The sequence below is a fragment of the Anaeromyxobacter terrae genome (assembly GCF_022690685.1).
Classification (GTDB): domain Bacteria; phylum Myxococcota; class Myxococcia; order Myxococcales; family Anaeromyxobacteraceae; genus Anaeromyxobacter; species Anaeromyxobacter terrae.
The window spans coordinates 32,619-58,584 of record NZ_JALCYY010000001.1 but is presented as its reverse complement, the minus strand read 5'-3'; the positions used below and the strand labels follow the sequence as shown (position 1 = coordinate 58,584).

Annotated in this window: 19 protein-coding genes; 8 read left to right on the top strand and 11 right to left on the bottom strand. The window is 73.7% G+C overall.

Annotated elements, in window-relative coordinates; all coding sequences use genetic code 11:
• Positions 1-30: 30 nt before the first annotated feature.
• Together MNY62_RS00250 and MNY62_RS00245 are read left to right on the top strand one after the other, a co-directional pair.
• On the top strand, positions 31-1,242 hold the full coding sequence (locus MNY62_RS00250) for a M48 family metalloprotease (RefSeq protein WP_242342063.1): 1,212 nt from the start codon (positions 31-33) through the stop codon (positions 1,240-1,242).
• Complete coding sequence (locus MNY62_RS00245) at positions 1,239-6,776, top strand: AAA domain-containing protein (RefSeq protein ID WP_242342062.1); 5,538 nt, start codon at positions 1,239-1,241, stop codon at positions 6,774-6,776. The genes MNY62_RS00250 and MNY62_RS00245 overlap by 4 nt, the downstream gene beginning before the upstream one ends.
• Positions 6,777-6,814: 38 nt before the next feature.
• Here the strand turns inward: MNY62_RS00245 and MNY62_RS00240 are convergent, their stop codons facing one another.
• Together MNY62_RS00240 and MNY62_RS00235 are read right to left on the bottom strand one after the other, a co-directional pair.
• Entirely contained in the window at positions 6,815-7,879 is a 1,065-nt protein-coding gene (locus tag MNY62_RS00240) for an AI-2E family transporter (RefSeq protein WP_242342061.1), read from the bottom strand.
• 95 nt (positions 7,880-7,974) lie between these two features.
• A complete protein-coding gene (locus tag MNY62_RS00235) occupies positions 7,975-8,763 on the bottom strand; it encodes a DUF6962 family protein (protein WP_242342060.1) in 789 nt (262 codons plus the stop codon).
• Between the two features lie 46 nt (positions 8,764-8,809).
• Here MNY62_RS00235 and MNY62_RS00230 point away from each other — a divergent pair, with 46 nt between their 5' ends.
• From MNY62_RS00230 to MNY62_RS00220, 3 genes are all read left to right on the top strand, one after another.
• Positions 8,810-9,133 carry a hypothetical protein gene (locus tag MNY62_RS00230; RefSeq protein WP_242342059.1) on the top strand — a complete coding sequence of 108 codons (324 nt, stop codon included), beginning with the start codon at positions 8,810-8,812 and terminating at the stop codon, positions 9,131-9,133.
• A gap of 5 nt (positions 9,134-9,138) precedes the next feature.
• Positions 9,139-9,756 carry a hypothetical protein gene (locus MNY62_RS00225; RefSeq protein WP_242342057.1) on the top strand — a complete coding sequence of 206 codons (618 nt, stop codon included), beginning with the start codon at positions 9,139-9,141 and terminating at the stop codon, positions 9,754-9,756.
• A 134-nt stretch (positions 9,757-9,890) separates the two neighbouring features.
• Positions 9,891-10,388: a L,D-transpeptidase family protein gene (locus tag MNY62_RS00220; RefSeq protein WP_242342056.1), complete on the top strand. Its 498-nt coding sequence runs from the start codon at positions 9,891-9,893 to the stop codon at positions 10,386-10,388.
• Positions 10,389-10,400: 12 nt separating this feature from the next.
• On the opposite strand, the gene MNY62_RS00215 is transcribed toward MNY62_RS00220, so the two are convergent.
• The 7 genes from MNY62_RS00215 to MNY62_RS00185 form a co-directional block, all read right to left on the bottom strand.
• Positions 10,401-13,499, bottom strand: coding sequence for an efflux RND transporter permease subunit (locus tag MNY62_RS00215; protein ID WP_242342054.1), 3,099 nt, complete (start codon positions 13,497-13,499; stop codon positions 10,401-10,403).
• Positions 13,500-13,506: 7 nt separating this feature from the next.
• Complete coding sequence (locus MNY62_RS00210; RefSeq protein WP_242342053.1) at positions 13,507-14,892, bottom strand: efflux RND transporter periplasmic adaptor subunit; 1,386 nt, start codon at positions 14,890-14,892, stop codon at positions 13,507-13,509.
• Positions 14,889-16,112, bottom strand: a complete 1,224-nt coding sequence (locus tag MNY62_RS00205; RefSeq protein ID WP_242342052.1) for a TolC family protein — start codon at positions 16,110-16,112, stop codon at positions 14,889-14,891. Before MNY62_RS00205 ends, MNY62_RS00210 begins: the two co-directional genes overlap by 4 nt.
• A 116-nt stretch (positions 16,113-16,228) precedes the next feature.
• Positions 16,229-16,552, bottom strand: coding sequence for a hypothetical protein (locus tag MNY62_RS00200; RefSeq protein WP_242342051.1), 324 nt, complete (start codon positions 16,550-16,552; stop codon positions 16,229-16,231).
• Positions 16,531-17,751, bottom strand: coding sequence for an NAD(P)/FAD-dependent oxidoreductase (locus tag MNY62_RS00195; protein WP_242342050.1), 1,221 nt, complete (start codon positions 17,749-17,751; stop codon positions 16,531-16,533). The genes MNY62_RS00200 and MNY62_RS00195 overlap by 22 nt, the downstream gene beginning before the upstream one ends.
• 14 nt (positions 17,752-17,765) lie before the next feature.
• Entirely contained in the window at positions 17,766-19,007 is a 1,242-nt protein-coding gene (locus tag MNY62_RS00190) for a flavin-containing monooxygenase (protein WP_242342049.1), read from the bottom strand.
• Between the two features lie 80 nt (positions 19,008-19,087).
• Positions 19,088-19,693: an OsmC family protein gene (locus MNY62_RS00185; RefSeq protein WP_242342048.1), complete on the bottom strand. Its 606-nt coding sequence runs from the start codon at positions 19,691-19,693 to the stop codon at positions 19,088-19,090.
• Positions 19,694-19,968: 275 nt separating this feature from the next.
• On the opposite strand from MNY62_RS00185, the gene MNY62_RS25525 reads away from it, so the two are divergent.
• Both MNY62_RS25525 and MNY62_RS00165 read left to right on the top strand, forming a co-directional pair.
• Complete coding sequence (locus tag MNY62_RS25525; protein ID WP_279426184.1) at positions 19,969-21,945, top strand: sigma-54-dependent Fis family transcriptional regulator; 1,977 nt, start codon at positions 19,969-19,971, stop codon at positions 21,943-21,945.
• Between the two features lie 123 nt (positions 21,946-22,068).
• Positions 22,069-22,491 carry an antibiotic biosynthesis monooxygenase family protein gene (locus MNY62_RS00165; protein WP_242342047.1) on the top strand — a complete coding sequence of 141 codons (423 nt, stop codon included), beginning with the start codon at positions 22,069-22,071 and terminating at the stop codon, positions 22,489-22,491.
• Between the two features lie 56 nt (positions 22,492-22,547).
• Here MNY62_RS00165 and MNY62_RS00160 read toward each other — a convergent pair whose 3' ends face one another.
• Positions 22,548-23,681 (bottom strand): DUF4382 domain-containing protein, encoded by a 1,134-nt coding sequence (locus tag MNY62_RS00160; RefSeq protein WP_242342046.1) that lies wholly within the window; start codon positions 23,679-23,681, stop codon positions 22,548-22,550.
• 196 nt (positions 23,682-23,877) lie between these two features.
• Here MNY62_RS00160 and MNY62_RS00155 point away from each other — a divergent pair, with 196 nt between their 5' ends.
• Complete coding sequence (locus MNY62_RS00155; RefSeq protein WP_242342045.1) at positions 23,878-24,984, top strand: hotdog domain-containing protein; 1,107 nt, start codon at positions 23,878-23,880, stop codon at positions 24,982-24,984.
• Positions 24,985-25,033: 49 nt separating this feature from the next.
• On the opposite strand, the gene MNY62_RS00150 is transcribed toward MNY62_RS00155, so the two are convergent.
• Complete coding sequence (locus MNY62_RS00150; RefSeq protein ID WP_242342043.1) at positions 25,034-25,882, bottom strand: DUF6544 family protein; 849 nt, start codon at positions 25,880-25,882, stop codon at positions 25,034-25,036.
• Positions 25,883-25,966: the final 84 nt, after the last annotated feature.

Genomic DNA, 25,966 nt, shown 5'->3' with positions numbered 1-25,966 from the left:
ATGCGCCTGCGGCCGCAGAGGAACGTCCCCATGGCCTCGCTCCCGCAGCTCCCGCTCGCGCCGCTCCCCTATCACGTGAACGTGGTTCAGCACCTCCAGGCGCACGAGAACGAGCTGTGGGCGTGGTTCTCCGCCGAGAAGCTCCGCGCCGAGCAGGTCGAGTCCGTCCGGCTCGAGCTCCTGAAGTCCACCTACCGGCTCGAGCCCGAGGCGCACCCGGCCCTGCACGACGCCGCCCGGGAAGCGGCCGAGAGGCTCGGCCTCACGGCTCCGCTCACCCTCTACCAGGCCCAGGGTTCCGGCGGCCTGAACGCGTCGCTCGCCTACGTTCCGGGCGAGGCTCACCTCGTGCTCCACGGCTCCGTGACCGACCGCCTCACGCCGCTCGAGCTGCGGGCCGTGCTGGGCCACGAGCTGCTGCACTTCCTGCTGCTCGACGGCTGGAGCGAGTACCTCGTCGCCTCGCAGATCCTCTCGGCCATGACCCACGACGCGGCAGCGGAGCCGGTGCACGCCACCACGGCGCGGCGCTTCGGGCTCTACACCGAGGTCTACTGCGATCGTGGCGCCCACCTCGTCGCCGGCGACCTCGCCGCGGCCGTCTCCGCCCTCGTGAAGATCGAGACCGGCATCGCCGAGGCCTCCGCCGAGAGCTACCTCCGGCAGGCGGACGAGATCTTCGGGAAGGGTCACGCGCAGACCGAGGGCGTGACGCACCCCGAGACCTTCGTCCGCGCGCGGGCGCTGAGGGTCTGGGCCGAGGCGCCGGAGCGCAGCGCCGCGGAGCTCCGGGGCGTCATCGAGGGCAGGATCTCGCTCGCGGAGCTGGATCTGCTGGGCCAGCAGGAGATCGCGTCGCTCACGCGCCGGCTGGTCACCGCGCTGCTGCGGCCGGCCTGGCTCCAGACCGAGCCGCTGCTCGCGCACGCGCGCCTCTTCTTCGAGGATCTCGAGCCCTCACCGGCGGAGGACCCCACGCTCGCCGCCGACCTCGCCGAGGGAGACGAGAAGCTGCTCGACTACTGGTGCTACGTGATCCTCGACTTCGCCGCGGCCGATCGCGACCTCGAGGACGCGCCGCTCGCCGCCGCGCTGCTCCGCTCGGAGGAGCTCGGCCTGGGGGAGCGCTTCCGGCGGATCGCCGCGAAGGAGCTCGGGCTCAAGAAGAAGCAGCTCGACGCGCTCGAGGCCGGCGCCGCCGCGATGGTGGCGAAGGCGGCGGCGGGAGACGCCCAGGCGTGACCACCTTCCACGAGTTCCTCCGCGCCCGGCTCGCGGCGGGCGGCTTCTCTACCGAGGACGCGCTCGCGAGCTTCCTGCCCCTCGCCCGCCAGGTCGCCGACGCGCACGCCGCCGGGCTCGTCGCGCCGCTCGACGGCGTGGCGGCGCTCCAGGTCGAGGGCGCGCGGATCTGGTTCCACGAGAGCCTGACGCGGAAGCCGACCCGCGCCGCCTCCGAGGTGCAGCGACTCGATCGACCCGTGGGTGGCGTCGAGGTGCTCTCCGACCAGCGGCGGGCCATCGACGTGGAGCGCGGAGGCGGTGAGGCCGCCAACCTCGAGATCGGCGCGCGGGACCAGCCGCTCACGCGCCCGGTCTATCTCCCGGGCTACGTCTGCTGGGAGCACGTCGCCGGCCACCACGACCCGGTCTCGGACGTGTTCTCGCTCGGGCTCGTGCTCGCGAGCCTCGCCTGCGGGCTCGACCTCGCCGAGCCGGCCGACCTCGAGGCGTTCGTCTCGAGCCGGCGAAACCTGTTCCGCCTGCAGCCGCGGCTCCACCCGGTCCTGGCGAAGGCCATCGTGAAGATGACCGAGCTCTCCCGCCGCGACCGCCCGCAGGAGCTCGCGACGCTGCTGCACAACCTCACGCACTACCGCGACCAGAACGTCGACTTCGACTTCGACCTCGCGAGCGCCGAGGCCGCCATCGGCGGCGCGAAGAGGCCCGTCATCCTCGGCAAGCTGCAGGAGCGACTCTTCGAGCTCTCGAGGCGGAACCGGCTCCTACACTTCCGCAGCACGCTCGGCTCGGTCAACCTGACCCACGCCTCGGTGCCGCTGTCCTTCGACGTGCAGCACATCCGGCCCGAGCAGCTCCTGACCTGGGCCGGCGACTTCTCCAGGACGATCTCCGCGGGAGAGCCGGTCTCGCTGAACCGGCACCTCGACTTCGCCGAGCAGCTGTACCTCCCGAGCGTCCTCGACCGCGTCCGCGCCGAAGCGCGGCGCGACGCCGCCGAGTTCGGGTTCGAGCAGCTCCGGCTCGCGATCTGCTTCCTGCGCTGGGCGAACCTGAAGGAGACACCCGCCGAGCACTACGACTCGCCGCTCGTGCTCCTGCCGGTGCGCCTCGTGAAGAAGAAGGGGGTGCGCGACTCCTTCTGGCTGCAGCCCCTCGGCACCGAGGCCGAGGTGAACCCGGTGGTGCGCCACCTGTTCAGGCAGCTCCACGGCATCGAGCTCCCCGCCTCGCTCGACCTCGCCGAGACGTCCCTCGACGCGCTCTTCGAGGACCTCGCGGCGAAGATCGCCGCGAGCGAGCCGGGGGTCACGCTGCGCAAGGTGGACCGCCCTCGCATCGACCTCATCCACGACCTCGCCCAGCGACGCCTCGACCGCTACCGCCGCTCCGCGCGCCTGTCGGGCCGGAGCGTCCGCAGCTTCCTCGACGTCGACTACAGCTACGACGCGGCCAACTTCCACCCGCTCGGGCTCGCGCTGTTCCGGGCCCGGGTGAAGCCACGCCCGACGCACCTCCGGGCGATCCTCGAGGAGCGCCCGGCGCCGCGGAGCTGGGCGGCGCCGCCGGCCGAGGAACACGCTCCGGTGGCCTCCCGCGAGAAGCGCTTCTACGCGCTCCGCGAGGCGACCGACGACAACCCGTACCACTGGGACTTCGACCTCTGCCGCGTGACGCTCGGCAACTTCAAGTACCGGAAGATGACCCTCGTCCGCGACTACGCCGAGCTCCTCGCGGACGGCGCGCCGAACGAGGCCTTCGACGCGGTCTTCTCGCTCGCGCCCCGCCCGATCGAGCGGGACGCGCCGCTCGCGCCGGCGCTCGCGGAGCGCTACCACGTGGTCGCGTGCGACCCGACCCAGGCGTCGGCCATCGGCTTCGCGCGCACCGGCGCGAGCTACATCATCCAGGGCCCTCCCGGCACCGGGAAGTCGCAGACCATCACCAACCTCGTCGCCGACTACGTCCTCCGCGGCAAGCGCGTCCTCTTCGTCTGCGAGAAGCGCGCGGCCATCGACGTGGTCTACGCCCGCCTGCGCCAGCAGGGGCTGGACTCGCTCTGCTGCCTGATCCACGACTCCCAGGCCGACAAGAAGGAGTTCATTCAGGATCTCAAGGCGACCTACGAGCGCCTCCTCGCGGAGCCCGTCGGAAAGCCGCGCACCTGGCGGGATCGCCGCGCGGCGCTGCTCGACGCGCTCCGACGGGAGCTCGAGCCGCTCGAGGCGTTCGACCGCGCGATGCGCGGGGCGCCGCCCGACGCCGGCGTGCCGCTCCGCTCCGCGCTCGAGCGCGCCGTCGAGCTGCTCCCGGACGCGCCCGCCCTCTCCGCTCCCGAGAAGGAGGCGCTCCCGTCCTACGCGGACTGGGCCTCCCACCTCGAGACGGTCGAGGCGCTCGTGGCGGGCGTCGGCGAGCTGCAGCCGGACGGCGTCCTCGCGCACCACCCGATGCGCCTGCTCGGCCCGGCGGTCGTGGGCCACGAGCGGCCGGCGCAGCTCGTCGCCTCGAGCGTCGCAGCGGCGCTCGGCCAGCTCGAGGAGCTCCGCGCCGCGCTCTCCGCGACGGCCGTCGCGGAGCGTCACTGGCGTACGCTCGAGGATGCGCTCGCCCTCGGCGCGTGGGCCGCCGGCGTGGAGTGGCTGGCGCGGCGCGACCTGATGGTGCTCCTCGACGAGCGGAGCGAGGCGTCGCGCCGCCTCGCGAAGGCGCGCCAGGGCCTCGGCGCCGCCCGCGAGGAGCTCGCCCGGGCGCGTGAGGGAACCCGTCACTGGGTCGAGAAGCTCCCGCCGGACGAGGTCGCGACGGCCCTCGCCCAGGCGATGGCGCTCGAGGGTCGCTGGAGCTCGGTGTTCCGGCCGGCGTGGTGGCGGCTGAGGAAGGCGCTGCGGAGCCGGTACGCCTTCGCGCAGCATGCCGTCCAGCCCCCGTGGTCGCAGATCCTGACGGCGCTCGGCGCGGAGCATGCCGCGGTGGCGGGGCTCGCCGCCGCCGAGCTCGGCGGCAAGGAGGGCCTCGGGGTGGACGAGCCGCTCGACGAGGTGGTCGAGCAGGTCGAGGCCGCGCGCCGCGGCCTCCGGGAGCTCCCGCGAGCGCTCCGCCCGCTGCACGACGAGGTCGTCCGCTCGGCGCGCGCCGCGGAGGTGGTCGGCGCGATCGCCGCGGCGCGGGCGACCGCCCAGGCGCTGCGGGAGACGCTCGGCGGCTTCCTGGTGGACTTCGAGCGCGAGGCGCTCGCCTCGCTCGGCGACGCGCTCCGCGCGATGGACGGGGCGCTCCCGTCGCTCGGCGGCGCGCTGCACGTGCTCGGGCTCCTCGCCCGACTGCCACCTTCGCTCGCCGCGGCCTTCCGCACCCGGCCGCTCACGCCCCGTCAGCTCGAGGCGGCGATCGTGGGCCGCTGCGTGGACGAGGCCCTCCAGACCGAGCGCGCGGTCCACCGCCTCGACGGCGCGGTCCGCGAGCGCCACCTGCGGCAGCTCTCGAGGTTCGCGGCCCAGTGGCAGGAGGCGAACGCGGGCGCGGTGCTGGAGCGGGCGCGCGAGGCCTTCCTCGAGCGGGTTCGGATCGCGTCGCTACCGGCGGCCGAGCTGACCCGCGAGCAGAAGGAGCTCAAGGCGGCCTACAACCGCGGCCGGCGCGACCTCGAGCACGAGCTCGGCAAGGTCATGCGCCACAAGTCGATCCGGGACCTCGTCGCCGGCGAGTCCGGGCAGGTCGTGTTCGACCTGAAGCCCGTGTGGCTCATGAGCCCGCTCAGCGTCTCGGACACGCTGCCGCTGCGGCCTGACGCGTTCGACGTCGTCATCTTCGACGAGGCCAGCCAGATCACGCTCGAGTCGGCCGTGCCGTCGATCTTCCGCGCGCCGCAGGCGATCGTGGTCGGGGACGAGATGCAGCTCCCGCCGACCGACTTCTTCTCGGCCAAGTCCGACGGAGAGGACGAGGAGGGGCTCCTCGTCGGCGACGACGGAGAGGTGTTCGAGTACGACCTGTCTGCGAACAGCTTCCTCGGGCACGCGGCGAAGAACCTACCCTCGCGGATGCTGGGGTGGCACTACCGCAGCCGCTCCGAGTCGCTGATCGGGTTCTCGAACTGGGCCTTCTACCAGGGGCGCCTGCTCACCGTGCCGGACGATCGCCTCGCCGCCGCCGGGCGCGGCGAGACGCTCGCTCGCGATCCCGCCGACGCAGCCGCGAACGTGGCGCGGATCCTGGACCGTCCGCTCAGCTTCCACCTGCTCGAGCACGGCACCTACGAGAGCCGGCGGAACCGGGCCGAGGCCGCCTACGTCGCGCACCTCGTCCGCGGGCTCCTCGCGAGCCCGGAGCGGCGGAGCATCGGCATCGTCGCCTTCTCGGAGGCGCAGCAGGCCGAGATCGAGAGCGCCCTCTCCGCGCTCGCAGGCGAGGACAAGGCCTTCGCCGAGCGGCTCGAGGCGGAGTGGGAGCGCGAGGAGGACGGGCAGTTCGTGGGCCTCCTCGTGAAGAACCTCGAGAACATCCAGGGCGACGAGCGGGACGTCGTCATCCTGAGCGTCTGCTACGGCCGGGCGCCGGATGGCAAGATGCGGATGAACTTCGGCCCGATCAACCAGAGCGGCGGCGAGAAGCGGCTCAACGTGGCGTTCTCTCGCGCGAAGCACCACATGTGCATCGTCAGCTCGATCCGGCACGCGGAGATCACGAACGACTTCAACGACGGCGCGAACTGCCTGAAGAGCTACCTGCGCTACGCGGAGGCCACCTCGTGCGGCGACGCCGCCGCGGGCCAGCGGGTGCTGCGCGAGATCGCCGTCTGGCGTGAGCTCGGCGAGCCGGCCACGGAGCGCCGTGACGCGGTGGTCCGGCAGATCGCCGCCGCGCTGGCGGAGCGCGGGTACGCCGTGGACGAGCGCGTGGGCATGTCGCACTTCCGCTGCGACCTCGCCGCGCGGCGCCACGGCGAGCAGCGCCACCGGCTGGGCATCCTCGTGGACACGGAGGAGCACTACCGGCACGACGACCTGCTCGAGCGCGACCTGATGCGCCCGCAGCTCCTTCGCGCGTTCGGCTGGCAGGTCGCGCACGTCCTCTCGTCCGACTGGTACCGGCGGCGGCAGGCGGTGCTCGACGAGCTCTTGCGGCTCATCGAGCAGGGCGAGGCCGCGCCGGTCGACGACGCGCCCGAGGACGAGCTCGATGACCCCTGGGCCGAGCTCGACGCCGTGGTCGAGGCGAGGCGGCCCGCTCCGCCGCTCGCCGCCGCCCCGCCGCCGGCGCCGGGCGCCGCCTCCGAGCAGAGCGCCGCCACGAGCGAGCCCGCCCCAGGCACGCGCCACTTCGAGTTCGTCGCAGGCGCGTCCCGGAAGTTCTGGGAGGTCGCGGTAGCGGGCAGCGCGGTCACGGTCCGCTTCGGGCGCCTGGGCACGGCCGGCCAGACGCAGCAGAAGCTCTTCTCGGACCCGGCGACGGCGGCCCGCACCGCCGACCGGCTCGTCCGCGAGAAGCTCGCGAAGGGATACCTCGAGAAGGCCGACGCCGGGTCGGCGTAGGGCCGCGGCCTCGTCGAGCCGGGAGCGCGCGGCGGCGCTCACTCCGCGAGGAAGTCCGAGATGAACTGGAGCCGCGGGATGTACTTGCACGCGATCCGGATGGTCGAGAGCACGGGCACCGCCACGAACAGGCCGACGGGTCCCCAGATCCAGAACCAGAACAGCGAGCCGAGGAAGACCGCGAGCGCGTTCAGCCGCAGCTGCTTACCGAGGAAGATCGGGTCGACGACGTTCCCCTGGAGCGACACGAGCGCGAGGTAGATCCCGCCGACGGCGAGGACGTGCTTCACCGAGCCGTACTGGAGCAGCGCCATGAGCGTCGGGAGCGCGAGCCCGATCGCCGGTCCGACGTAGGGGATGAAGTGCAGGAGCGCGGTGGCCATCCCCCACACCGCCGCGTGCTCCAGGCCGTAGATCGCGTAGATCGCCCAGGTGACGAGCCCGAGGAGCGCGTTCAGCCCGACCCGGTTCAGCATGTACTGCTCGACGTCGCGGTGGAGCTCCTCGAACGCCGCGAGCGTCCGGGTGCGCGCGGCGGGATCGCGGCCGACGTGCGCCAGGAACTTGGCGCGGTACCGTGGACCCTCCGCCAGCGCGAAGTAGAGGACGAAGATCGCGAGCGTGCACGCGGCGGCGATGGCGATCGCGCCCTGCGCGGTGCCGACGAGGACCTGCCCCCAGGGAATTCCCTCCTCCACTCGCACCGCGCCCGGGCGCGACGGCGGCTTCGCGATCTGCTCCGTCTGCGCACGGAAGTGCCCGAGGTGGCGCGCCACCGCGGAGGAGGCCTGCCGCAGCCTCCCCTCGTAGCTCGGGAGCTCATCCAGGAAGGCCGCGACGCGGTTCCACAGCAGCGCGACGATGGCTGCCACCACGGCGAGGGCGATGAGCGTCCCCACGAGGGCCGCGATCGATCGCGGGACCTTGCGCCGCTCCAGCGCCTCGACGACCGGGTGCACGTTGAACGCGAGGATGATCCCGACGACGCTCGGGACGAGGAGCTCGCGGGCGAGGTAGCAGAACGCGAGCGCCGCGCCGGTCGCCAGCACGGCGAGCGACCGCTCGGCAACCCGGGACTCGCTCAGCAGACGGACGTCGCGCACCGGATCGAATGTGCACACCCGGCGGCCGGGCCGCGAGCCGGTGGAGAGGCCACCGCGGCCCCTGACGGCGGACCGAACGCCGCGCCGGGCTACCTTCAGGCCCTCGGCGCGACCCGCGTCGCGAGCCGCGCGCCGCGGAAGACGAGGTACAGGCCCACCGCCTGGATGACGTGGTAGAGCGCGTTGTGGTCGAAGAATCGCGGGTGCACCGCGACGCGTCCCTGCTGCACGGCCGCCGCGACGAAGGTGAGCCCGAGCCCCCACGCACCGGCGTTCACGCGCGCGTCTCCGCGCCGCGCCGCGAGCCGGAAGGCCACGAGGAGGAACAGCGCCGCCGGCAGGTAGAACGCGATCGCCACGACGAAGCGTCGCTCGCCGAGGACGACCGCCGCGGCGTACACGGCGAACGCCAGCGCGACCCCGCTCGTCACCGCAGGCGCGGCGCGCCGGCCGAGCACGAGCCGCGCCCCCACGCCCCAGCCGGCCACCGCGGCGAGGCCGACCGCGAGCAGCGTTGCGGTCCAGACGGCCACGCCCGCGGACGAGGTCTTGTCCGCCACGAAGCCGTGCTCGATCGCACCCAGCGCAGCCGCCGCGCCGATCAGGGCGAAGAACCCGGCGAACCATCGCCGCGCCGGCGCCCCGCCGTCCCGCACGAGCAGCACCGCGAACGCCGCGCACTCGAGCGCGAGGCCGATGTCGGTGAGCGTGACGTCCGGCTCGAGCACGATGCGATCTCCGGCGCGCCGCCACGACGAACGTGCGCTGCCGACCACGGTAGCACCCCACGCCCGGCGCGATGAAGTGAGACGCCACTCCGCGAGCGCCAGGAGCGCATCGTACTCCGAGCCGATCTTTACAAATCGTGCGTCCTCTGCTCTCATGCGCCGGAGCGTCGGCGGTGAGCGCGACGCCGCACGGGGGATACAGATGAAGAGGCTCTCGCTCGCCGCGATCACGCTCGCGGTGCTCTCGCTTTCGCCTGCCACCGGCGCGCAGACGTCGCTTCCCTACATGACGGTGGACGCCGTCAACGTGGGGACGGAAACGCTCCAGGTGACCGGCATCGTCCAGGGAGAGTCGAGTCCCAGCACGAAGACGGTTCGGTGGACACTCGGTAACCCGAGCGACACCCTGAAGGCCGCCCGCCTCGAGGCCTGCCATCGCTCGCTGCTCCTCGCGCTCAGCAAGCCCGGCCAGTACGTTGCCCAGGTAGGGTCCGACTGCTGCAACGTCGCCCTCGTCGCGCCGTGACCCGGGTGACGACGATGCGCCTGGCGCGCTCGATCCTCGTCGCCGCCGGGATCGTCGCCGCGGCCTGCTCCCGCGAGCACCGGCCCGCCGACGCCGACCGCGACGGCGTCGCCGCAGGGGCCGACTGCGACGACTCTGATCCGGCGGTGTACGCCTCGGTGACCGCATACCGCGATGTCGATGGTGACGGCGTGGGCGCCGGGTCGGGGGCTCCGTTCTGCACCGGTGGCTCGGCTCCGCCCGGCTACGCGCTCGCGGGGGCCGACTGTGCGCCCGACGACCCGACGCGGTGGCGCCTCGTCGACAAGCTCGTGGATCTCGACGGCGACGGGTTCACCTACCGCGAGGAGGGCTCGCTGTGCACGGGTGCGGCGCTCCCGCCGCCCTACCTCTCCGCCGCGAGCGGGAACGACTGCGACGACTCCGCCGCGAGCCTGTACCGCTGGGTGGTGACCTACCGCGACCAGGACGGCGATGGGGTCGGCGCGCGGCCGCGCTCGATCTCGTGCCTCGGCGCGCACGTCCCAGCGGGCACTTCGATCGCGGGCTACGACGCCGACGACGCCGACCCGGCGGTCGTTTCCGCTCCGGAGCCCGATGACCTTCGCCTGTTGCTCGACTGACGACCGTCAGGGTTGACGGTACGCGGCGCGCGCGGCTGTGTCTCCGGGCCGATACGCGTCCGTGTCCAGGCGGCCGCGCCGCTGCCGAGTTTCGGCAGTACGGCCTCGGCGCGCTCCTTGCTCCGGCAAGTGACATGCGCCTCGCCCTCCTCACCGCCGGGCTCCTCCCCCTGCTGGGCTGCGTGTCGGCCGCCCTTCCCGAGGCCGAAGCCGCGCCCTGCCCTGATGTCGGCGATCACGTCGTCGTCGACACTCGGGCACGCGTGCTCTGGCTGTGCACCGATCGGCACGCCGTTGCGCGCGTGCGGGTGGCGCTCGGGCGCGGAGGTGTCGACAAGGAGCGCGAGGGCGACGGGCGAACGCCGCTCGGCGCGTACACGCTCGGAGAGCCCCGACCCTCCCGCTTCGGCACCTTCATCCCGATCGGCTACCCCACCGCAGCGCAGCGGGCGCGCGGGCTCAGCGGCAGCAACGTCGGCATCCATGGCCCGGGTCGGAGACTCTCCTGGCTCGGGCGCGCGTCCACCTGGGTCGACTGGACCGCGGGCTGCGTCGCGACCGGAACGGACGAGGACATCGCGCGCGTCGCGGCCTTCGTCCGCGAGCGAAGACCGTCCATCGTCCTGCGGTGATCCCGACGTCCTTCACCCCTCGCGCTCCGCGACCTCCGCCCCGACGGACCGCTCGGCCGGAAGACGCCCGGCGAGCAGCGCGTACAGCGCGGGGAGCACGAGCAGCGTGAGCAGCGTGGACGTGACGAGCCCGCCCATGACGACCACCGCGAGCGGCCGCTGGATGTCGGCGCCGGAGCCGGTGGCGTACAGCATCGGCAGGTGCCCGATGAAGCTCGTCAGCGCCGTCATGAGGAGCGGGCGGAAGCGCAGGTTGCAGCCCTGCTCCACCGTCTCGGCGACGGAGAGCCCGCGCTCCCGGAGCTGGCGGAAGAACGAGACCAGCACGACGCCGTTCTGGACCGCCACGCCGAGCAGCACGATGAACGCCACCGCGGCGGAGACGGAGAGCGGGATCCCGAAGATCACCACCGCGACCACGCCGCCGACGAGCGCGAACGGGAGGTTCAGCAGGACGAGGGCCGCGTACGGGACGGAGCCCAGCGCGAGGTAGAGCAGCAGGAAGACGAGCGCGAGGGCGACCGGGACGACGATCGCGAGCCGCTTCATCGCCCGCTCCTGGTTCTCGAACTGGCCGCCGAGCCGCAGGAAGTAGCCGGGCGGCAGCTCCTCCTCGATCCCCTCGATCCGCGCGCGCACGTCGTCCACGAAGCCGCCGAGATCGCGCCCGCGGACGTTCGCCTCCACGACGACGCGCCGCATCCCGTTCTCGCGGCTCACCTGGGCGGGCGCCTCGACGAGGTTCACCCGGGCGAGCTGCGCGAGCGGGACCCGCGCGCCCTCCGGGCCCGGAACGAGCAGCCGCTCGATCTCGTCGATGTCCTTCCGGCTCTCCTCCGGGAAGCGGACCGTGACCGCGAAGCGGCGCTGGCCCTCGATGAACGTCGTCGCCTGGCGGCCGCCGATCGCGGTCTCGATGGTGTCGTTCACGTCGCCGACGCGGATGCCGTGGCGGGCCGCGGCCTCGCGATCGATGTCGAGGTCGTACTGCGGCATCCCCGACACCTGCTCCACCTTCACGTCGCCCGCGCCCCGGACGCCGCCCACCGCGGCGCCGATCCGGTCGGCGAAGCCCTTCAGGATCTCGAGATCGGGCCCGAAGATCTTCACGGCGAGGTCGCTCTTCACGCCCGAGATGAGCTCGTTCACGCGGAGCGCGATCGGCTGCGAGAACGAGAGCCGGAGGCCCGGAACGTCCGAGAGCTCCCTCCGCATCGCCTCGACGAGCTCCGCCTTGTCGCGTCCGCTCCTCCAGGCCCGCCGCGGCTTCAGCATGACGAACACGTCCGTCTGCTCGGGGCCCATCGGGTCCTCCGAGATCTCGGCGCGGCCGGTCTTCGAGACGACCGTTTCCACCTCCGGGTACTCCCGGAGCCGCTTCTCCAGGTAGCTCGCGACGTTCACCGAGCCGGCGAGCGAGGCGTTCGGCAGCCGGACGACGTTGATGGCGATGGATCCCTCGTCGAGCGGCGGCATGAACTCCGTCCCGACGAGCGGGACGAGCGCCGCCGACGCGATGAGGACCGCCGCGCTGACGGCGATGGTCCGGCGCGGGCGGGCGACCGCCCGGCGGAGGAGGCGCAGGTACCCCTCGTGGAGGCGCCGCACGAGCCGGAACTCCTTCTCGGGCGCCTGCCTCAGCAGCGTCGCGGAGAGCACCGGGACCACCGTGAGCGCGACGGCGAGCGACACGAGCAGCGCGACGAGCATCGTGGTGGCGAGCGGGGCGAACATCTTCCCCTCGACGCCCTGGAGCGCGTAGAGCGGCACGAGGATCACCGCGATCACCAGGACCGAGAACGCCACCGGCCTGGCCACCTCGCGGACCGCCATCGCGACGACGTCGTGCCGGCTCCGGCTGGAATCCTCGGCGAGGTGCCGCCGCACGTTCTCGACGACCACGATCGACGCGTCGACCACCATCCCGACCGAGAACGCGAGCCCGCCGAGGGACATGAGGTTCGAGGTGAGCCCCGCCCAGCCCATCACGATGAAGGAGACGAGGAACGTGAACGGCAGCGAGAAGAGGACCACCACCGCCGTGCGAAGCTCCGCCACGAACAGGAACAGCACGAGGACCACGAAGATCCCGCCCTCGAGCAGCGCGTCGACCACGGTCTCGATGCACGCCTCGATGAGCGAGGTGCGGTCGTAGAAGACGCTGATGCGCGCGCCCGCCGGCAGGGTCCCCTGGGCGCGCTCGATCGCCCCCTGCACACCCGAGACGACCTCCTTCGCGTTCGCGCCCTTCAGCATGATCACCATGCCGGCGACCGCCTCGCCCGCGCCGTCGCGCGTCACCGCCCCCTGCCGCGGCTCCGCGCCGATGACGACGTCGGCGACGTCGCGCAGGTACACCGGTGAGCCGTCGAAGGCGCCGAGCACGATCCGCTCGATGTCGGGGACGTCGCGCAGGAGGCCCACGCCGCGGAGGTAGGTCTGCTCCCAGCCGGCGACCACCACGCCGCCGCCGGCGTTCCCGTTCGACCGCTCGATCGCCTCGGAGACGTCGCGGACCGTGAGCCGGTACTTCACGAGGCGGTCCGGATGGACGAGGACCTGGTACTGCTTCACCTCGCCGCCGAAGCTGTTCACCTCGTTCACGCCGGGGATCGGCCGGAGCTGCGGCGCCAGGATCCAGTCCTGGATCGTCCGCAGGTCCATCGGGGAGAGCCCCTCTCCCTCCAGCGTGTACTGGAAGATCTCTCCGAGGCCGGTGGAGATCGGGCCGAGCTCCGGCGCGACCCCCGGCGGCAGGTGCTCGCGCGCGCCGGCGAGCCGCTCGAACACCACCTGGCGCGTCCAGTAGGTCTCGGCGCCATCCTCGAAGACGACCACGACCTGGGACAGCTCCGCCTTCGAGAGCGACCGCACCTGGAGGACGCGCGGGAGCCCGCGCATCTCCTGCTCGATGGGGAAGCTGACGCGCTGCTCGACGTCCACGGCGGCGAGGCCGGGCGCCTTCGTGAGGATCATCACCTGTGTGTTCGTCACGTCGGGGAAGGCGTCGATCGGCAGGCGCTTCCACGCGACGCCGCCGGCGACGGCGAGCACGGCGGTGACCGCGAGGACGAGGAGGCGGTTCCTGAGGAGCCACTCGATGGTGCGCATCTTCGCCCTAGTCCGCGCAGCCTGCGCCCATCTTCGAGCGCAGGACGTCCGACTTCAGGAGGAACGCCCCGTCGGCGGCGAGCGTCTCGCCGCCGGAGAGGCCGTCCTTCACCTCGACCCAGTCCAGCCACCTGCGGCCGGGCTCGACCGGGCGCCGGACCCAGTAGTCGGCGTGGTGGTGCACGAAGACGAAGGAGCGCCCCGCGTCGGACAGGACGGCGGCGCTCGGCACCGCGAGCGCCTCCTCCAAGCCGGGCAGGAAGATCCGGACGGTCGCGAACATCCCAGCCCGGAGCCTCGCCTCGGGGTTCGCGGCCGCGATCCGCACCTTCACCGTCCGCGTACGCTCGTCCATGGTCGGCCCGACGAAGTCGACGTCCCCCGGGAACGACGCGTCCGGGAACGCCTTCACGCCGATCGCGGCCCGGAGCTTCCCCGCGCGCTGCGCGTCGAGGACCCTTCCGAGCTGGTCCTCGTGGAGATCCGCCCACACCCACACCGACGAGACGTCGCCCACCGTCACGATGCTCTCGTCAGGCTTCACGAGCTCGCCCGGCACGGCATGCATCTCGAGGACGATCCCGTCCGCGGGCGCGCGGACGACGAGTCCGTTACCCGAGCTCCGGCCCGCGCTGGCGAGGCGCTCGACGTCGCCGTGGGCGACGCCGAGGCGCGCGAGCTTCTCCTGCGCCGAGCGGGCTCGGATCTGCGCCGCCTCGTGCTCCTGATGCGCGGTGAGGTACTCCTTCTCGGACGAGATCTGCTCCCTTCGTAGCTGCTCTTGCCGATCGAAGCTCGACCGCGCGAGCCGGAGCGCCGCCCGTGCCGCGAGGTACTCGCTCTCGGCCTCGCCGAGCTGGACGCTCTCGAGCTCGACGATCGGCTGCCCGCGCCGGACTTGCTCTCCCAGGCTCGCGTGAACCTTCCGGACGGTCCCCTCGACCCGGGGGGAGATGTGCGTGACGTGCCGCTCGTCGAGCCGGACCTCACCCGTGAGCACGATCGGCGCCTCGACGCGCCGCCTCGAGACGCTCGCCTTCGTGACGAGCCCGCCCTCGACGAGCTTCCCGGGCACGCGGACGACGCCCACCTCGTAGCGGCACTCGTCGCACGCGTGGGTCTTCTTGCCGTGCTCGCAGGTGGCCGCGAAGAGCTCGTCGAGAGGACGGTCCAGATCGGATGCCTCCTCCCCCCCGTGTCCGTGGCCGTCCCCCTCCCCGCGCTCGGCGTGCGCGGCGGCGGGCGTCCCGGGGCCGTGCTCCTCGTGCCCGGCCTCGCCACGGGTCTTCTCGGCCGTGTCCGGCCGTGGGGCGTCCGGCTTTCCACCTCCTCGGCAAGCGAGGGCGACGAGCGCGACCGCGAGGATGACGACGTTCAGATCGCGACGGATCATGGCAGCTCCCGACCGGACAGCAGGATGAGCGCACCGCACTCCACGTAACTCTCGCGGGCGAACGAGAGCGCCTCGCGTCGCGCCTCGAGCAGCACGCGGCGCGCGTCGATGACGTCGAGGATCCCCGCCTCGCCCAGCTGGAACGTGCGCTCCAGCGTGCGGGCCGACTCCTCGGCGCGAGGCAGGACGTTCGTCTTCTGGCGGTCGGCGATTGCACGCGCTCGGCTGCACGAGGTGACCGCCTGCGCGACCGCCGCCGCGAGGGCCCTCCCCTCCGCGTCTGCGCGGCTGCCCTCCGCCGCGGCCGACGCCTCCGCCCGCTTCACGCGGGCGGTCTTCCAGTCCCAGAGCGGGAGCTCGACCGTGAGCCGTCCGCCGGCGGCCTCGCGATCCAGCTCGCTCGCGTAGAACCCGCCCACGGAGACCGCCGGGACGCGCGACCTTCGCGCGACCGACGCCTCCGCCCTCGCCGCGGCGGCGCGCGCGAGGGCCGCGCGGATCCGCGGGTGGCGCGCGAGGTCGTCCGCGGCCCTGCTGGCGCCGATGGCGGGCGGCGCCGCGGGGAGCTCCACCCGCTGGACCGTCGCGCCGAGCCAGGCCCCGAGCTGCGCGAGCGCGCCGTCGCGGCCCGCGCGCGCCGCGGCGAGCTCGTTCCGCACGCGCTCGAGCTCGAGCTCGACCCGCGGGATCTCGACGGGACGGCCCTCGCCCGCCTCCACCCTGCGCCGCACGAGCCGGGTCAGCGCCTCGACCTGCTGCTCGGTCGCCTCCAGCGCCTCGACCTCGGCCACCCCGTAGCCACTCTGCACGAACAGCCGCCAGAGCTCCGCCGTCACCTCGGCGCGGAGCGCCTCGGCCTCCGCGGCCAGCGCGTCGGCGCCCGCCCGCGCGGCGTCGATCTCGGGGCCCCTTCGCGCGAGCCAGTCGAGCGGGAGGGAGATCGCGAGCTCCCACTCGTCGCGGCGGGCCGGGCCCTCCCGGGCCGTGCCGCGGCCCGCGGTCGCCTCGAGCTCCGGGTTCGGCGGCGTCCGCGCGACGGCGACGCCGGCCTGCGCCGAGCGGACGCGCGAGCGCGACGCCGCGACCCGCGGGTCCCGATCGATCGCCGCGGTGATGTCACTCCAGCGAAGCGGTCCACCCTGGGATGCGACTTCCTGCGCGAGCGCGGGCACGCCGTACGCGAGCACGAGCGCGCAGGCCCAAAGACGATGTGCCGACAAGTCCTGCCTCCGGACGCGAGACGCACGACCGGGCCGCGCGAGAGCGGCGCCGGTCCGGGCACGCGCGAGCGGAGCGGGCGCACGTGCCCGCCGCTCGCGCGAACGAGGTCACGACGTCAGGAGATCGGGGGGCGGAACGGGCGCGCCGGCTCTCGTGCCGCGAGCCTCAGCTCGGCGGGAGCCGCCGGCCGCTCGAGGCCGGCATCGCGCGTGGTGACGACCACGGCGGTGGAGGGTGCGACGAGCTGGGTCTCGCAGCAGGCGCAGTGGTGCTGCGTCGTCCCGCAGCCGTGCTCGGTTCCCTGGTCGCCGAGATCGCCCCGGTCGGCCGCGGTGTGCGCGACGTGACCGGTCCGGACGTAGTGAACGAGCGTCTCGCCGGCCTCGGCGAGGCCGGGGACGAGCCCGTGCACGAGCATCAGGACGAGGAGTACCCGCACGACGCCCCGGATGGTAGCGGGGGCTGACCCGGGACGCAAACGACGTCGAGCGCGCCGAGCAGCTCCACCTCGCTCGCCATGTGGCGCGCGAGCAGCCTGTGCAACCCCTTCGCCTCCTCGAGGTCCCACTCGAACGAGGCGATGCGATCGGTGACCTCGAACAGCTCCACCGACGCCGCGTCGCGCGCCGCCTGGTAGGCGGCCAGCGCGGCCTCGGTGCCGCTCGCCACCGCGCGCGCGAGCAGCTCCGCGTCCCGCAGCGCGTCCGTGATCCCGTGCGCGGTGATGGGGTCCTTGAAGTACCCGGCGTCGCCGACCAGCGCCCAGCCCGGGCCCCACGCCCGGCGCATGAAGCCAGGGATCCCGGGGAAGGGCTGGAGCCTCGCGTCGAGGCGGGCGCTTCCGAGCGCGGCGGCGAGCTCGGGCGCAGCCTCGGCCAGCACCTCCCGGTAGACGGCGTCCACGCCTCCGGGAAGCGCGTCCAGGAGCCGCGGCCGCGGCAGCGCGGCGAACACGCAGGTGCGCCCGTCGCCGGTGGGGATGGCGCCGGCGCTCACGCCGGGTCGGTAGTACCAGTGGTAGCCCTCCACCTCGAGACCCGACCAGTGCCCGTAGACCACTCCGCACGCGTGGCGGCCCGCGCGCTCGGTGGGGGCGCTCACGAGGCGGGCAGCTCTCGACCGCGCGCCGTCGGCGCCGATCACGATCCGCGCCGCCACGCGCGCGCGGGCGCCGTCGAGGGTCTCGATCACCGCTCCCTCGACCCGCCCGGACGCGCCACGGACCACCTCCGCGAGCGCTGCGCCATGCACCACCTGCGCGCCCGCGGCGCGGGCCGCGTCGACGAGGATGGGATCGAGCACCGTCCGGCGCGGCGCGTAGAGCGCGTCCACGCCATCGCGCGGCTTGACCGCGAACGGCAGCGCCTCGTCCCCGTAGTGAAAGGTCGCGCTGCGGACGGCGGGGGTGCCCGTCGCGCGCAGCCGATCGATGAGCCCCCAGCGCACGAGCTGGACCACGCCGCCGCGCATGAGGGCGTGGGTCGAGATCGTGTCGCTCCCCTCGCGATCTCGGTCCACGGCGAGGACGCGGAGGCCGGCGCGCGCGAGCAGCATCGCCGTCGCGGCGCCGGCGCAGCGGGCGCCCACGACGAGGGCGTCGTACTCGCGGCGGATGCTCGAATGGCTCGAGGTCGTCATGGTCTCTCCTCCGCTCACGCGGCGGACCGGCGCGCGAGGCGTCCGGCCAGGTGGTCCACCAGCACGGCGGCGTCCCGGCCGACGCCGTCGAGGAAGCTCGAGTTGCGCCGCCGCAGGAACTGGAGCCCGAGCACGTACAGCCCGGGCGCGGGGGTGATCCCGCCTGCGTGGCGGATCTCGCCGCGCTCGTCGAGCACCGGCACGCGCAGCCACGGGTAGCTGCGGCGGTAGCCCGTGGCCCAGATCACCGTCCGGATCACGTCCGCGCGCAGATCGATCGCGCCCGGCGGACGGGGCGGCGAGATGGCGCGGACCGGCTCCGCCGGTGGGACCGCCGCCGCCTGGCCGTGCCGCGCGACGTGCGCGTCGATCCGCCCGAGGAGCCGCGCCAGCCGCCGCTCCGCCGCCGCGACCGTCTCGTCCAGGTCCTCGGCGAGGAGCACGCGGCCGCCCTCGACGCCCCGGACCCGTCCGACGAGTCGGACGCCCGCGTCGAGGAGCACGCCCAGATCGATCGTGCGATGATCGGGACGGCCGACGAGCTGGAGCGACGGCTGGCGGCGGGCCGCCTCGAGGTCCGCCACCGCGTCCGCCCCTTCGTCGAGGATGCCCGTCGCGTCGAGCCACTCCATCACGTCGCGGCCCCGGTAGCGCCGGGGCAGCCGGACGTGCCTGCCCACCGCGAGCGTCACCGGCCGGCCGGAGCGGTGGATCTCGTCCGCGAGCTGGATTCCGGTCGCGGACGCGCCCACCACGAGGACTCCACCGGCGGGCAGGGCCCGGGGGTTCCGGTAGCGCGCCGGGACGAGCTGGACCACGTCCGCGGGGAGCTCGGCCGCGAGCGGTGGGACGTGGGCCCGGTCGCAGTGACCGGTCGCGACGATGACGCTCCGGGCGCGCCACGCGCCGCGATCGGCCGTCACCCGGTAGCCGTCCCCGTCCCGCTCGACGGCGTGGACGGCGACGCCCGCCTCGACCGGCGCCGCGAAGGAGCGCGCGTACGCCTCGAGGTAGCCGATCACCTCGCGCCGCGACATGAACCCGTCCGGCTCCGGGCCACGGTAGGAGAAGGCCGGGAGCCGCGACTGCCAGCGGGGGGTGAGCAGCCGGAGCGAGTCCCAGCGCTCCGAGCGCCAGCGCTCGGCGACGCGTCCGCGCTCCAGCACCACGTGATCCACGCCGCGCGCCTGCAGGCAGCGGCTGGCCGCGAGCCCGGCCTGCCCACCTCCGATGACGACCACGTCCGTGCGCTTCATGGCATCTCCTCGAGGAGCGTGGCGGGGGGCCGCCGGCCGGCGCGCGTCTCGCGTCCGGCCGGCGGCCTCGAACCCCTCATTCACCCCGCGTTCACCGAGACCGCGACCGGGACGCCGTTCGTCAGCACGTCGTAGACCGCCGAGCGGGCCCGCGACTGCGCGACGATCTCCTCGAGCTTCTCCGCCGGCGCGTCGCCCTTGATCCGGAAGCTCACGCGCAGCTGCCGGTAGCCGTTGCGGACCTCCGTCGAGATCCCGAGGATCCCGCGCAGATCGATGTCGCCCTCGACGGTGGACTCGACCTCGTAGAGCGTCACGCCGCGCGCCGCGGCGATGTTGCCGATCCCCGCCGTGAGGCAGGACGCGAGCGCGTGGAGCAGGAACTCGACCGGCGTCGGGCCCTGGTCCCGCCCGACGAGGACGGCCGGGTGATCGGCGTCGTAGCTGAACTCGCGCGCGTGCGCGTGCTCGCCCCCGGCGCCGCTGAATCCCTCGATGCGCGTCCGGCTGTGGGTGCCCTGCTGCCAGCGGTTCGTCGCCCGGAACTGGAAGCTCCCGAGCTCGGGCTGCCCCTTCACCGCGCCGATGGTCGCGAAGAGCGTGGGTGTGTCGACGCCGTTCATCGGCACGGGCGTGCGTGCGGGCCGCTTCGTGGTCGTGGGGTTCTGCATCGTGGGGGTCTCCATCCTCGTTCTCCGTGGCCCGTGGACCGGTCATCGGTCTCTTCGCTGGGCGACGGCGGGAATCGCAGGCGGCGTGCCACGGCGGACCGAGCCTCGGTTCGACCGGATTCAGCGGGATTTCCGGGCGCCACCGGCCCGGCGGGGTCGCGACGAGACCTCGGCGTGGGCGAGATCTCGTCGCGCGGCTCGACGGGCTTTCGCCGGGCGCGCCGCGGCGGCCTCGCTATGTTCCGGGTTCGCGGCGCGCCACGCCTCGGGTCCTCACCCCGGAGCCGAACATGGAGCTCTCCCAGGTCACGGAGCGGCGGATCGACGAGGAGCTCGCCCTCCGCGCGGTGGTCGAGGGGACCGCCTCGGAGACCGGGCAGGAGTTCTACCGGGCGCTCGTCCGGAACATGGCGCTGGCGCTCGACACGCGCGGCGCCTGGCTCACCGAGTACGACGAGCGCCGGGATCGGCTGCGTGCGCTCGCGTTCTGGTTCGGGGACGGCTGGGTGGAGGGGTTCGAGTACCCGATCGCCGGCACGCCGTGCGAGACGGCGGTGCGCGAGCGACGCGTGGTGCACATCCCCGATCGCGTGATCGAGCTGTACCCCAACGGCGAGGTGAAGTTCTCCCGCTCCGGGGTCGTCAGCTACCTCGGCGTTCCCCTGCTCGGGCGGGAGGACCGCGTGCTCGGCCACCTCGCGGTCGTGGACACCCGACCCATGCCCGCCGAGAAGCGGCTCGTTCCGCTGTTCCGGATCTTCGCGAGCCGCGCGCTCGCGGAGATGCGGCGCGTCCGCGTCGAGCAGGACCTGCGCGAGCGCCAGGAGAAGCTCTCCGGCCTCATCGGCAGCGCGATGGACGGGATCGTCGAGCTCGACGGCGAGCTCCACATCACGCTCATGAACTCCGCGGCCGAGAAGGTGTTTGGCTGCGCCGCCGCCGAGCTGCACGGGCGGCCGGCGGACGAGCTCCTGGGCAGCGCCGCGACCGCGAGGCTCCGCGCCCTGACCGGCGAGCTGGAGCGGCGCACGGGCGGCGAGCGCTCCCTGTGGATCCCGGGTGACCTCGTGGCCGAGCCGCCAGGGCGCAAGCCGTTCCCGGCGGAGGCGACGCTCTCGCGGTTCGAGGTGCGCGGCCGGCCGTTCTACACGCTCATCCTGAGGAACGTGGACGAGCGCCTCGAGGCGGAGCGGAGGATCCGGGCGCTGAGCGCGGAAGCGGACTACCTCCGCGAGGAGCTCGCGGCGGAGCACGGGTTCGACGAGATCGTGGGCAGGAGCCCGGCGCTGCGGCGGGCGCTCCAGGGCGTCGCGCAGGTGGCGGGCACCGACGCGACGGTGCTGCTCCTCGGCGAGACCGGCACCGGGAAGGAGCTCTTCGCCCGGGCCATCCACGACCGCAGCGCCCGCCGCGACCGCCCGCTCGTGAAGGTGAACTGCGCGGCCATCCCGGCGACCCTCATCGAGAGCGAGTTCTTCGGGCACGAGCGCGGCGCGTTCACCGGGGCGACGCAGCGGCGCGACGGACGGTTCGTGCTCGCCGACGGCGGGACCATCTTCCTCGACGAGATCGGCGAGCTCCCCCTGGAGCTGCAGGGCAAGCTCCTGCGGGTCCTGCAGGAGGGCGAGCTCGAGCCGGTGGGGAGCTCGCGCACGCGCAAGGTGAACGTGCGCGTCGTGGCGGCGACGAACCGCGACCTCGCGCGGGCTGCCCGCGAGGGCCGGTTCCGGCAGGATCTCTTCTACCGGCTGAGCGTCTTCCCGCTCCCGCTCCCGCCGCTGCGCGAGCGCGGCGACGACGTCGTGCTGCTCGCCGCGGCGATGGCGGAGAAGCTCGCCCGCGCGCTCGGGAGGAGGGTCGCCCCGCCCGATGCGGCGGACGCCGCCGCGCTCAGGTCGTATCCCTGGCCCGGGAACGTCCGGGAGCTGAGGAACGTGGTCGAGCGGGCGATCATCACCTCCGCCGACGGCCGGCTCCACCTGCACCGCGCGCTCCCCGAGGCGGGGTTCCCGGCCACCGCGAGCGATGCACACGCACTACCCGTGGACAGCGAGGTCCTGACCGACCAGCGCGTGCGCGCGATCGAGCGCGGGAACATGATCGCCGCGCTGGAGCGGGCCGGCTGGCGTGTCGGCGGCAGGGGCGGGGCCGCCGCGCTCCTCGGCGTGAGCCCCTCCACGCTCAAGTCCCGCATGAAGGCGCTCGCGATCGCGCGGCCCGGAGAGCACCGAGGTCCGGCCGGCGACGCGGATCATCACGCACCGTGATGGGTGCCGCCGGCGGACGGAGAGCCGCGTGCCGCCGGGCAGGTGCACCCGAGTGGCCCGGGTGCACGCACGCCGACCCCGGCAAGGATCGCGCGCGCTCCCCGTCAGCCGAAGGAGGTCCCCATGCGCACCCTCGCTCTCTCGCTGCTGCTCCTCGCCGTCGCCTGCGCCAGCCCGTCCGCGGGCCAGCCCGGGGCGAAGGCCGGAATGGGCGCCGCCGCTCCCGCGGGCGCTCGCGTCGCCCGCGTATGGCACGGCCGCACCCCCACGGCCCGCGCCGACGAGTATGCGGCGTACGCCTCGGAGGCGATCCGGAAGTTCCGCCAGATCCCCGGAAACCTCGGCTACGCCATGTACCGGGAGGACGGACCGTCGGAGTCGCACTTCATGGTGGTGAGCTACTGGGCCTCGCGCGACGCGATCCACGCGTACGCGGGCGAGGACATCTCGCGGACGCGCGCGCTGCCGCGGGACGCGGAGTTCCTCATCGACCCGGAGCCGACGGTGCACAACTACGACATCGTCGTCGCCGACCAGGCGCCCTGACGACACCGGGAGCCGCGCCGCGAGCGGCGCGAGCCCCCCGGTGAGCCGCCGCTCGCCTACGGCAGGGCGAGATCGGCGGTGGCGGTCCCGGCCGCCGGGACGCTCGCGTTCACCGGTGCACTCACGGTGACCGTCTCGTTCCCGTCCGCGTCCACGGTCCGGCGGGTGGCGAGGACGGTGTAGGCGCCGGCCGGAACGCTCGGCACGGAGTAGCTCTCCGTCCCGCTCGCGACGGTGCCCGGCGCGGTGCGCACGATGAACGTCCGCGGCGAGCCGCCCGCGTCGAGGCTCTGGCGCACCTGCACCTCGTCCGCCTGCGACTCGCTCGCGGCGGGCGCGATGCCGCCGGAGAGCATCCCCACCTGCGGGGCCACGTCGAACGCCCCATTCCACCCGAGGACCGGGGTCACCCCCGCGATCGCGATCGCACCGCTCGCCCGGGGCGCGTACACCGTCGCCCCCACCACCGGCTGGCTGACCACGTAGTAGGTCCCGCCCGCGTCGAGCAGATCGAGGAGGTACGAGCCGTCCGGCCCGGTGAGGGCAGCGCGCACGATCGAGGGCTCGCCCGTCGCCGACAGCGCCTGCGCGGTGACCAGCACGCCCGGCAGGCCGGCGCCGCTCGCCGAGTCGGTGAGCCTTCCGGTGATCGCTCCGGTCGCGAGCACGTCGACGGCGCGCACGGTGGGCCGCAGCATGAACTTCTCCGAGGCCCCCGCCTCGTGGACGAAGACCGACCGGTGGGCGTCGAGGTCGACGAGGACGTCGCGGGTGGTGTTCGGCGCGACCTCGAAGTTCACGGTGAGCTTCACGCCCGACTGCTGGCCGGACGGGACGGTGAGGTCGTGGACGCTGCCGTCCGTGAGCGTCACCGTGTTCTTCGGGCCGAGCACGAGCCGCAGCTGCGTGTACCTGCCGGCGGGGATCGTCGCGCCGTCGACGAGCGTGGCGCTCACGCCGCCGGTGAGGGAGAGGAGGTCGACCTCGACGTTGGGCGTGCCGAGCACGATCCAGCCCCCGCCCTCGCCGTGGATCTCCACCCGCCGGACGTCGAGATTGAGCGCCTGGTAGTCGCCGGGCGCGTCGACGAGCCGTACGCGGATGGCGCCGCTGTCATTCGAGCCGCAGGCGGAGAGCGCGGCCGCGAGGGCCGCCACGACTCCGACCTTCCAGAACTTTCGAGACCACATCTTTTGTGTGCCTCCAGGGTTGCGTGTGAGCGGGGGTGCGCGCGGACTGGCGCTCGCCCGCCCGTAGCAACATGCGGCGACGCAGGGAATTCGCGTGTCCCTCGATGGGCCCACGCGCCCGCCCCTTCCGGCAGCTTCGCGCAGCCTGCAACGGCGCGCGCGCCCGGGGGCGAAGCCGAAGATGATGGAGGGCGACATGACCCCTCCGGACACCGATCTCGCCCTGACGCTGCCCCTCTCCCGGGAGGCGTCCCTGAGGCACCGCTACAGGGTCGTGGACGAGCCGCTCCACGGGAACCTGCGCTTCGGCCTGCTCCTCGAGGTCCTCGACAAGCTCGCAGAGGAGGCGGCGCTCGCGTACGCCCGCCGCGCGCACCCGCAGGCGAGGGTCGTCACGGCTGCCGTGGACAACATCCTCGTGCGAAGCCCCGCCGACGTGGAGCGCGACCTCGACCTCGTCGCGCGGATCAACCACGTCGGCCGGACCTCCATGGAGGTGGGGATCCGGGTCACGCAGCCGGGCCTGCCGGGTGAGCCGCCGCTCCACGTCGCGTCCTGCTACTTCACCATGGTCGCCCGGGTCGGCGAGGGGGACGAGGCGAAGAGCGTCCCGCTGCCGCCGCTCGACTACGGGGACGAGCTCGCGAGGCGCCGCGCGCGGCGGGCCGAGGAGCGCCGCGAGGAGTACCGCCGCTACGTCGCGGCCTCGCAGGAGCCCCCGAGCCGCGAGGAGTTCGAGCTGCTCGACCGGCTCCACCGCGAGCAGGAGCAGCCCGCCTTCACCGGGCTCCTCGCCGGACGGCTCGTCACCGACGCCTGGGAGCGCATGTTCCCCGAGCAGGAGAACGTGCCGCGAAAGATCTTCGGCGGCTACCTCATGCGCCGCGCCTACGAGCTGTCCTCCATCTGCGCGGAGCTCGCGGCCCCGGAGCGGCCGGTGCTGGCGGCCGTGAACCGGGTGAACTTCCTGAACCCCGTGCGGCTCGGCGACACGCTGCACTTCTCCAGCCGGGTCGTGCACACCGCGGGCAGCCTCGTCTCGGTGGAGGCCAGCATCGAGCGGCGGAGCCGCGATCGGAGCGTGCGCGCCATCTCCAACTCCTGCCTGTTCACGTTCGTGAACGTCGACCGCGAGATGCGCCAGCGCGACGCGCTGCCCGTCTACCCGACCACGTTCGGCGAGGACGCCCGGCTCCTGGCGGCGCGGAGACAGCAGCTCGCCCTCTCCCGCCACGCGGGCCGGGGTTGGATCGCCGGCGCCCGGGAGCGGGGCCCGGCGGCGGAGGGCCGCGCCTCCCGGTGAAAGGGCCGGCCATCTCCGGCGCGAGGTCGGTCGACCGTCGCGCGCGGGCTCAGCCGCGGAACGTCTCTGCCCGATCGAGCTCGAGCTCGTCGACGGAGAAGCGCGCGTACGGCACCGCGCGGCCGTTCACGTGCCAGGTCGCCTCGAGCCGGAACGGCACGCGCAGCCCGCCGACCTCGAGGTAGTGGCTGCACTCGCCGATCCAGGGCGTGAGCACCGGCTTGCCGTTCACGTCGCGATAGCGGTCGGCGGAGATGCGAGATGGCAGGCCGTTCGCGTCGAAGCGGAACTCCACCGCGACCTCGCGGCCGCGGAGGCGCAGGACGGCCCGGGCGCGGGTGTCGTCGATGGGCGACCAGCTCACGTGACGCGCGTCGAGGAAGGCGGTCGGGAACCACACCATCTCCGCGAGCAGCCGCTGCAGCGCGCCCTCGTCCATCTCGCGGCCGCGCACCTCGGCGAGCTTCCAGCTCGACGCGAGCATGATCCGCATGTTCCCCTCGCCCGCGAGCGAGCGGTCGCGCGCGTCGATCCACACCCCCGCCCCCGTGCGCACGCGCCCCCACCAGACGAAGCCGGGCGGATCGCTCGCGAAGTACTGCTCGCCGCGGATCGGCAGCCAGGGCCGGTCGAAGCGCGGCCGGAAGGTGCCGCCGTGGCGGAGGCGCACGGCGCGGACCGGCGCGTGGCTCGCCGCGCCCGACGCCTCCGCGTACCGGCGCACCGGGGGCGGCAGCGCGTCGAGCGGGGTGCGCTTCTCCGGCCCCGAGCTCTCCTGCCTCCAGAGCTCGCGCGCCTCGCGCGCGATGCGCTCGCTGAAGCGCTTCCGCTGCACCGCCACGACGAGCCCCAGCCCTCCGGCGGCGACCGCGGCGATCCCCATCGACCTGCGCAGCATGTCGTGAGCTCCTCCCTCTCCGGCATGCTCCACGATCGCTCGCGCGCCGCACGGTCGTCTTCTGGAGTGAGCCGTCCTGTGGAA

Excerpts from the sequence above, each read along its gene's own strand:
- MNY62_RS00165 (WP_242342047.1), top strand. The coding sequence starts at position 22,069 with ATGCGCACCCTCGCTCTCTCGCTGCTGCTCCTCGCCGTCGCCTGCGCC.
- MNY62_RS00155 (WP_242342045.1), top strand. The coding sequence starts at position 23,878 with ATGACCCCTCCGGACACCGATCTCGCCCTGACGCTGCCCCTCTCCCGG.
- MNY62_RS00220 (WP_242342056.1), top strand. The coding sequence starts at position 9,891 with ATGCGCCTCGCCCTCCTCACCGCCGGGCTCCTCCCCCTGCTGGGCTGC.
- MNY62_RS00230 (WP_242342059.1), top strand. The coding sequence starts at position 8,810 with ATGAAGAGGCTCTCGCTCGCCGCGATCACGCTCGCGGTGCTCTCGCTT.
- MNY62_RS00150 (WP_242342043.1), bottom strand. The coding sequence starts at position 25,882 with ATGCTGCGCAGGTCGATGGGGATCGCCGCGGTCGCCGCCGGAGGGCTG.
- MNY62_RS00190 (WP_242342049.1), bottom strand. The coding sequence starts at position 19,007 with ATGAAGCGCACGGACGTGGTCGTCATCGGAGGTGGGCAGGCCGGGCTC.
- MNY62_RS00160 (WP_242342046.1), bottom strand. The coding sequence starts at position 23,681 with ATGTGGTCTCGAAAGTTCTGGAAGGTCGGAGTCGTGGCGGCCCTCGCG.
- MNY62_RS00250 (WP_242342063.1), top strand. The coding sequence starts at position 31 with ATGGCCTCGCTCCCGCAGCTCCCGCTCGCGCCGCTCCCCTATCACGTG.
- MNY62_RS00185 (WP_242342048.1), bottom strand. The coding sequence starts at position 19,693 with ATGGAGACCCCCACGATGCAGAACCCCACGACCACGAAGCGGCCCGCA.
- MNY62_RS00210 (WP_242342053.1), bottom strand. The coding sequence starts at position 14,892 with ATGATCCGTCGCGATCTGAACGTCGTCATCCTCGCGGTCGCGCTCGTC.
- MNY62_RS25525 (WP_279426184.1), top strand. The coding sequence starts at position 19,969 with ATGGAGCTCTCCCAGGTCACGGAGCGGCGGATCGACGAGGAGCTCGCC.
- MNY62_RS00195 (WP_242342050.1), bottom strand. The coding sequence starts at position 17,751 with ATGACGACCTCGAGCCATTCGAGCATCCGCCGCGAGTACGACGCCCTC.
- MNY62_RS00215 (WP_242342054.1), bottom strand. The coding sequence starts at position 13,499 with ATGCGCACCATCGAGTGGCTCCTCAGGAACCGCCTCCTCGTCCTCGCG.
- MNY62_RS00235 (WP_242342060.1), bottom strand. The coding sequence starts at position 8,763 with ATGAGAGCAGAGGACGCACGATTTGTAAAGATCGGCTCGGAGTACGAT.